The sequence below is a fragment of the Daejeonella sp. genome (assembly GCF_046590655.1).
Lineage (GTDB): Bacteria > Bacteroidota > Bacteroidia > Sphingobacteriales > Sphingobacteriaceae > Daejeonella.
Genome location: NZ_JBKJUM010000141.1, coordinates 1 through 7,934 on the forward strand (window position 1 = coordinate 1; position 7,934 = coordinate 7,934).

Annotated in this window: 8 protein-coding genes; all 8 read left to right on the forward strand. The window is 43.0% G+C overall.

The window, feature by feature from the left end; translation table 11 throughout:
• Nucleotides 1-233: 233 nt before the first annotated feature.
• The 8 genes from ACLL8Z_RS13125 to ACLL8Z_RS13160 all read left to right on the forward strand — a co-directional run bounded on the left by ACLL8Z_RS13125 (nucleotide 234) and on the right by ACLL8Z_RS13160 (nucleotide 7,498).
• On the forward strand, nucleotides 234-1,700 hold the full coding sequence (locus ACLL8Z_RS13125) for an SDR family oxidoreductase (protein WP_411275239.1): 1,467 nt from the start codon (nucleotides 234-236) through the stop codon (nucleotides 1,698-1,700).
• Nucleotides 1,701-1,765: 65 nt separating this feature from the next.
• Nucleotides 1,766-2,410 (forward strand): ElyC/SanA/YdcF family protein, encoded by a 645-nt coding sequence (locus ACLL8Z_RS13130; RefSeq protein ID WP_411275240.1) that lies wholly within the window; start codon nucleotides 1,766-1,768, stop codon nucleotides 2,408-2,410.
• 169 nt (nucleotides 2,411-2,579) lie between these two features.
• Entirely contained in the window at nucleotides 2,580-4,304 is a 1,725-nt protein-coding gene (locus ACLL8Z_RS13135; protein ID WP_411275241.1) for a DUF885 domain-containing protein, read from the forward strand.
• A gap of 76 nt (nucleotides 4,305-4,380) precedes the next feature.
• Nucleotides 4,381-4,764, forward strand: a complete 384-nt coding sequence (locus tag ACLL8Z_RS13140; RefSeq protein ID WP_411275242.1) for a hypothetical protein — start codon at nucleotides 4,381-4,383, stop codon at nucleotides 4,762-4,764.
• 2 nt (nucleotides 4,765-4,766) lie between these two features.
• Nucleotides 4,767-5,585, forward strand: coding sequence for a CPBP family intramembrane glutamic endopeptidase (locus ACLL8Z_RS13145; RefSeq protein WP_411275243.1), 819 nt, complete (start codon nucleotides 4,767-4,769; stop codon nucleotides 5,583-5,585).
• A 75-nt stretch (nucleotides 5,586-5,660) separates the two neighbouring features.
• Nucleotides 5,661-6,473, forward strand: coding sequence for an amidohydrolase family protein (locus ACLL8Z_RS13150; protein WP_411275244.1), 813 nt, complete (start codon nucleotides 5,661-5,663; stop codon nucleotides 6,471-6,473).
• Between the two features lie 135 nt (nucleotides 6,474-6,608).
• Entirely contained in the window at nucleotides 6,609-6,962 is a 354-nt protein-coding gene (locus ACLL8Z_RS13155; protein WP_411275245.1) for an amidohydrolase family protein, read from the forward strand.
• A gap of 98 nt (nucleotides 6,963-7,060) precedes the next feature.
• The gene (locus tag ACLL8Z_RS13160) at nucleotides 7,061-7,498 is read left to right on the forward strand and encodes a hypothetical protein (RefSeq protein ID WP_411275246.1); all 438 of its coding nucleotides are present in this window, start codon (nucleotides 7,061-7,063) and stop codon (nucleotides 7,496-7,498) included.
• Nucleotides 7,499-7,934 lie beyond the last annotated feature (436 nt).

Genomic DNA, 7,934 nt, shown 5'->3' on the forward strand with positions numbered 1-7,934 from the left:
AAATTGAGGAAGAGTTTTTCTTGATACTTTTTCTTTCCCTGCATGATCTAATTTCGGGAAAAACGCCATCTATTAAAACTCAGAGTTATCAACCAATGTTAGTTGTGCAACGGTCACCTAAAGCAAAAGAACTAGGCCTCCCGCAGCTATGATCGGGGAACCATCACATAATTAATACTTTCGTTAAACCCGAAATAACATACTTTCGTAATTACCATCAAACCAAACCTTTCATGAAAATCCTCCTCACCGGTGTCACCGGATATATCGCTCAACGCTTGTTGCCAGTATTGTTAGAACAAGGTCACGAAGTGGTCTGCTGTGTGAGGGATAAAAGCAGGTTCAATAAAGAGAAATACAATACCTCTGATTTGAAAGTCATTGAGGCCGACTTTCTCAACAAGGACAGCCTTCAAAATATTCCAGATGATATTGAGGCTGCCTATTATCTGATCCATTCTATGTCGACGGAAAGTGGTGAGTTTGGGGAAATGGAGCAAACATGTGCACGGAATTTTACGGAGAGAATCAATTGCACGTCGGCTAGGCAGGTAGTATACCTAAGCGGGATTGTTAACTCTGAGGAACTTTCCAGGCATTTGATTTCGCGGAAAAATGTAGAGGTACTTTTATCGGGAAATAATTTTGCGCTGACTACGCTAAGAGCAGGTATAATTGTGGGATCCGGAAGCGGATCGTTTGAAATTATCCGCGACATTGTGGAGAAGCTGCCTTTCATGATCGCTCCACGCTGGCTCAGAACAAGGTGCCAGCCCATAGCAATTCGCAATGTCATTGAATTTCTGAATGGGGTACTTGGCAATAGTGAAACCTACGATCAAAGTTATGATATCGGTGGGCCGGACATCTTGAGTTATAAAGAAATGCTGCTGCGGTTTGCTAAGATTCGCGGGTTAAAAAGACATATAGTAATTGTACCGTTGATGACGCCAAAACTATCTTCTTATTGGCTATATTTCGTCACCTCCACCTCCTACGCACTAGCAACCAATTTAGTAAACAGTATGAAAGTTGAAGTAGTCTGCCGGCCTAATAAGCTCGCAGAACAGCTTGGTATAAAATTAATTGATTACGATACGGCAATCAAAATGGCTTTTGGTAAGATTGAACAGAACCAGGTGCTGTCGAGCTGGAAAGACGCATTAACAAGCGGCATCCTCAGCAAAGGGCTTTCGCAATATATAGAAGTGCCTGTCAACGGCTGTTTTACGGACGTGAGGGCTATGCAGCTTAAAAACTCGGCTCACGCTCTTGATAAAGTCTGGGCAATTGGCGGAAAAACCGGTTGGTATTATGGCAATAACCTCTGGAAGATCAGGGGATTTCTGGACCAGCTGATTGGTGGTGTTGGAATGCGACGAGGCAGAAGAAGTGCTTCGGATATTTATCCGGGAGATGCGCTTGATTTTTGGCGAGTCCTTCTGGCCGATAAGGCTGAGAAACGACTTCTTCTTTATGCGGAAATGAAATTACCGGGCGAAGCATGGCTGGAGTTTAAAATCGATGACAAAGACGTGCTTACCCAAACTGCAACTTTCAGGCCTTTGGGACTGTTGGGGCGGGTATATTGGTATTCGGTACTCCCCTTTCATGGTTTGATCTTTAACGGAATGATTAAGAAAATCGCAGAGGATCAAATCGGAAAGTCTGGGGATCTTTCATCAAAAGTCGTTTCCTAATTAATCTGATCAGCATGTTTTAAAGCACAAAGGATTTCGGCAACTTACAATCCTTTAATAATTTTATGCTCACTTCCGAAGAAAAACAATTGGCCAAAGTCTTGTGGGACTACCATCACGTCAATCATCAACTGGAAAAATCTGATTGCATCTTAGTTTTAGGAAGCCACGACACGCGCGTAGCAGACCGGGGTGCAGAATTATATCTGCAAGGATATGCACCACTTTTGATTTTCTCTGGCGGGCTTGGCAATTTTACACAAGGCATATGGGATGAACCTGAAGCTGATAAATTTGCAAAGATCGCCCTAGCCCTTGGCGTACCCAAAGAGGCCATTCTGATTGAAAATCAATCCACGAATACAGGAGAAAACATTCGGTTCACCCAAAAACTCTTAAGTGAAAAAGGACTGGACCCGCAAAGCTTTATTGTAGTTCAGAAACCTTATATGGAACGCAGGAGCTTAGCTACATTTAACAAAAGCTGGCCCGATAAAACTCTTTTGGTAAGCTCTCCTCAGATTACCCTGGACGATTACCCAAATGAGGAAATAACTATGAAAATGCTGGTTAATAATATGGTCGGCGATCTTCAAAGGATAAAAGAATATCCTGAAATGGGGTATCAGATTTATCAGGAAATTCCGGCTGAAGTTTGGGAGGCGTATGAAGACTTGGTGGTGCGGGGGTATACGGAGCATATGATGTAATTTTTAACCGCGGAGGTCGCGGAGTACTACGCAGATTGTGCAGAGACTTGTTGCAGAAATGGCATATTTATTAAACCTTTATGCATCTAACTCTGCGAACTTTGCGCAAAACTCGGCGCACTCTGCGGTTAAATTGAGTATTTTGCTTTGGATTAAGTCCCAACCCAATATGAAAGCCCTACTTCCTACAGTCATCTCAATTCTTCTCTCGACTGCATTTTTATATGCCCAGACAACAACCCCCACCTCCGTTCACTCCCTCTTCCAAAAAATAAAAGATTTTGAAAAACAGGAATGGCAGAAAGATAGCATCAGCAGACATCCGCTCCGTTCGCAAACTGAAGAAAGATTCGCACGCGAATACAAGTTTTATCAGCAGCTTAATGCTCAGCTTCTCAATATCAATAAGGCATTACTGCCGTTCAAAGAGCAAATAAATCACGAACTCCTGCAACACGATATTCTGGATAATTTAGCCGGATACCAGTACAAATCCTATCTCAATCCCATTATTTCTTACGAGGGTTTTCATACATCCCTTGCCAGTCAGGGGAACAAGGTTTTGGCAAGTAAGAAAGATGTGGATCAATATATTGCAATGCTGCAGGATGTTTCACGGTACGTTGATGAAAATCTGCTCCTTATGAGACGAGGTATACTTTTTGGGATGAGTCAGCCGAAAGTGATCATCAGCCAAATGCAGAGTACCTATCAGCAGCATATCTTGGATAGCGTAGAAAAATCTGTCTTTTGGAAACCTCTGATGAAGAAGCCCTTTTCGGTGAGTGAAAATGACTGGCAGGCATACCAGACGAAGGCAAAAGAAATAATTAATAGAGACGTGATCATCAGCTATCGCAAGATCAAGACATTTTTTGAAACCGAATACCTACCCTTAACCAGGAGTTCAGTAGGTGCTTCAGCTTTGCGGGAGGGAGCAGCGTATTACGAAGACCGCGTACGGCATTATACCACTACATCGCTTACATCGGATGAAATTTACGACATCGGACTTGCGGAAGTCGCGCGTATCCAGAATGAAATGAACAAAGTGATGAAGCAGGTCGGGTTTAAGGGAACCTTTAAAGAGTTTATTAACTTCCTCCGGACCGATCCCAAATTCTATCCAAAAACCGCCGCAGAATTATTAAAAGAAGCCTCCTACATCGCCAAGCAGATTGATGGAAAGTTACCCTCCCTTTTTGGCCGATTACCACGCCAGCCTTATACCGTTACACCTATGTCGCAGCCTGCCGCGCCGCCGGGTTTATATTCCCGATCGGGATCCAGCAATTACCCGGGCACATACCTGGTGAACATTACCAATCTGTCCAGCAGAACACTTTACACTCTTGAAGCTTTGACCCTTCATGAATCCGTTCCGGGACATCATTTGCAAATTTCCCTGGCCCGGGAGCTTGACAGCATGCCCGATTTCAGAAAAAACTTATACATCAATGCTTTCGGCGAAGGCTGGGGCCTCTATGCCGAATACCTCGGACATGAAATGGGTTTTTACAAAGATCCCTATGGTCTTTTCGGGCGACTCACCTATGATATGTGGCGCGCCTGCAGACTGGTCATTGACGTTGGTCTTCATAAGAAAGGCTGGACAAAAGAACAGGCTACAAGCTACCTGGCCGATCGCACGGCACTCTCACTGGTGGAAGTTAACACAGAGGTAAACAGGTACATCTCATGGCCCGGACAGGCACTTGCTTACAAGATTGGTGAACTTAAGATCCTCGAATTGCGAAAAAGAACGGAAGTGGCGCTCAAGGAGAACTTCGATGTGCGTGCCTTTCATGACATGATACTTTCTAATGGATCGGTTACGTTGTCGGTGCTGGAGAAGGTTACTGAGAGGTTTATTGAGGAGAGGTTGAATAGGTGAGAGGAGACGGTTGACAGTTAAAAAAGCACTACTTAAAACAATTAAGTGACATTGAACCAGCTTTTAATAAATTAGTATGAATGCAATATTAACCGGTCAGGTATTTTACTCTTACCAACACGAACTCCTAAAAAGAGATTCATTTGCCGATCTGCGCGCCCATTTTTCCGGAATTGCTCCCTTCCATAAGCATGAAGGAGAAATCGCGTTAAGCGACGAGAAAATATTTATTAGCGGAGATGAAAATCTGCAAATCCCCCTGACTAGTATTGACCAGATTTATTTAGGCTTTGATGAGGCTTTTCCAAGGACTTTAGTTAAAAATATGGGCCTTTTCTGGCAACCATTAAGACTAAGCTTGTCAAATGGAAATATATTATATTTGATAGTAGACTATAATGTGTTGGGCGCTAATAACCAACTCTGGTTCAATGAGCTTAAGGAACTTTTATCTGCTTAACAATGACGGAAACTGCAACCAGATCCTATCCTAACATAGCCCAGAGCTTTGGCATTAGTGGAATCGTAATCCTGGCGATGCTTTTATTGAGCCCCGTACATTTCATGACTAGACATGTAATAGGTAAAGAAGCTTCTATGCTGATATATTACCTTTTGGCAATTGGAGGGTCGTTCTTTATCATTCACTCGATTAGGAAAAGGAAAATCGGCAGCTCTGCATTTCCACTTCAAATTAAGCCTGCCATAATCCCATTTATATCTCTTGGGGTCGTTGGGTTGTTATTTGGAATAATTGTGCCTATAGGGATGTTGATACCAATGCCAGATGGTATAAAAAAGATGTCTATGGAACTTGCCCAACAGACAGGACCATTGACATTTTTGACTATGGTTGTCGCAGCCCCCATTTTTGAGGAACTCATTTTCCGGGGAATTATTTTGGATGGGCTTCTGAAGAGATATAAGCCCCTTAAATCGATCTTAGTCTCAGCCATGTTGTTTGGATTAGTGCATCTTAACCCATGGCAATTTGTTACCGGCTTTATCATAGGTATCTTCTGTGGATGGGTATACTACAATACCAGGAGTTTACTAGCCTGCATCCTCATTCATGCAGCGGCGAATGTAACGGGCTTCTTCATGAGATTTATTATCCATGATGTTAATTCAATATTCGATAGTGATCCGAATGAAATGTACGGAGGGTTTACAAATTTTCTGATTGTCACGGGTGGGTGCATTGTTCTGGCATTGGCGTGCATATGGTTTCTAAACAATAAGTTTTCGACGGGGATCAGCACCGAGCAGATTGAGGTGTGATCAGGCGTTTGTTTATATTTATAAAAATCTGTTATAATTTATTGTCAGGATGTATTTGAATATTTATCACCGATAATGAAAACACCTTTCTTTCTGCTCGTCGCTTTTGCATCTCTGGTATACGGCACTACACCCCGAAGTTTGACAAACTCGAAGGCCAAACATGAGATAAAGCCCGTTAACGCAAGAGAGATTCCGGTGGGTCAGAACACCATTGCGATCATTAATGTAATTATTATTGATGGCAATGGCGGTAGCCCTATTTCAGGTGGCACTGTTCTGGTCAGTGCCGGCCGGATAGAAGCAGTCGGGCAAAAGCGTTCGATTAAGATTCCTGAAAATGCTGAAATTATTGACGGTCTAGGTATGTCGATCCTTCCCGGTTTTATTGATTCCCACTTTCATCTCGACAGGGTAAAAGATCTGCCAGCCCTGTTCCTTCAGAACGGTGTTACCTCCTTACGTGATCCTGGTGCATGGATAGAAGCCTATGCTGAGGAAAGGAAATCGGGAAGGCAAATGCCGCGTCTGTTTTTGACGGGTCCCCATCTGGATGGTTCAACTCCCGCGTACCCCTATGATGCTATTGTTGTAAGAGATGAGAATGAGGCTATCGAACAAGTTAATGATGCCGCGGATCAGGGAGCTTCAGCTATTAAAATATATTTCGGCATTCCGCCGGGTCTGATTAAGGTCATAGCCGAAGCAGCTCACAAACGTGGATTACCAGTTACGGCACATCTTGAGATCACCGAAGCTATTCAGGCAATAGAGGCGGGTCTGGATGGCATAGAGCATATCACTTCATTTGGCCTTTCGCTCATCCCCCAACGCGAGGGTGAAAAATACCGACAAGCTATAATGGCCAACAACGATTTCCGCAAGTAGGGGCGTTATGCAATTTGGGAAACACTTGACGTTAACGGTCCGAAAGCCGATAGCCTTGCGCGCTTTCTGGTTAAAAAGGGCACATTCGTCAGTCCTACTCTTGGCGCATTTGAATACCAGGCTGGCACGGAAACTATGGACAAAACCAAGCTCAAGGGATTCAATGCCATGAAAAGCCTTACTGCCAAATTAAAAAGATCAGGAGTAAAGCTTGTACTTGGCTCCCACTCTATGATACCCTATGCTGAAAAAGGATGGGCCTTCCAACGCGAAATGGAGCTTTGGGTCGAAAGCGGCATCAGTCCTGCTGAAGTCATTGTAGCTGCCACTATGGAAAACGCACGCTTTTTCCGCATCGAAGATCAGTTGGGTAGTATTGAGAAGGGTAAAATAGCTGATCTGGTTTTGGTAAAAGGTAATCCTTTGGATGACTTTAAAGCGGTTCGGAATGTCGTGAAAGTGATGATTAATGGGAAATGGATAAAATAGTTGACAGTGAATTATTGACTACGAGGGATAGTAAGCATGGAGGGATGCATCTGTAAAAAACTTATATTTAAGAAACAAGACTAAACCTAATCACAACTATGACATCCGACTCCCAGTCTCTAATCCTTGATGAAACTGCCATTGAACACCTGCGTATTGCCAGAAAATGGAGTAATGTTCTTTCAATCATCGGAATCGTTATTATTGGAATCATGCTGCTCGCCATGGCCGGAATTCTAGTAATGGCATCCCGTTTCCCTCAGGACGAACTCGTGCGATTTACAGCTACTACCCAGATGCTGCCAATTGCTTTAATGATGTTGATTTATGTAATCCCAATTTATTATCTCTACCAGTTTGGTAAGCATTCCCGAATTGCAATAAATAACTATGATTCAGAAGCGATCAGTAAAGCGTTAAAATATCTTAAGCTGCATTACCGGTTCATGGCCATCCTTGTGATAGTAGTACTTGTATTATACATTATTGCAATCGTGGCCATGGTCATTGGTTTCTCGTTTTTTTTTCGTCGATGATGCACAGGTAAGTTACAACTTCAGTTATATTATTAACAGAACTGTGATATCAGGTAAGCCCTATATTATTTTTTAAAACACCTGGCTTGACGCCTATTTAACGCAATGGTGGCAAAGGTTGTTCCACTTCGCTAACGACCATAAGAATGTTTTCTGGGGCACTTTGCGACCTTTGCGTTATACTTTGCGACCTTTGCGGTTAAATTGCGAACGGTAACTAGTTGTACGCTGCGAACTCTGCGATTTACAATATCCGACTCGCTCTCCGTCCAGCCTGGCAACTGGCAACTGGCAACTGGCAACTGCTTACCGGCAACCGCTTCCTCGTAAGCAATCAAAACTATTTTGCTGATTAATAATGAATTACATTTACAATACCAAATAACTAACAATTTAGTTGTATAACTAAAATATTAGTTTTAACTTGGTATTACCG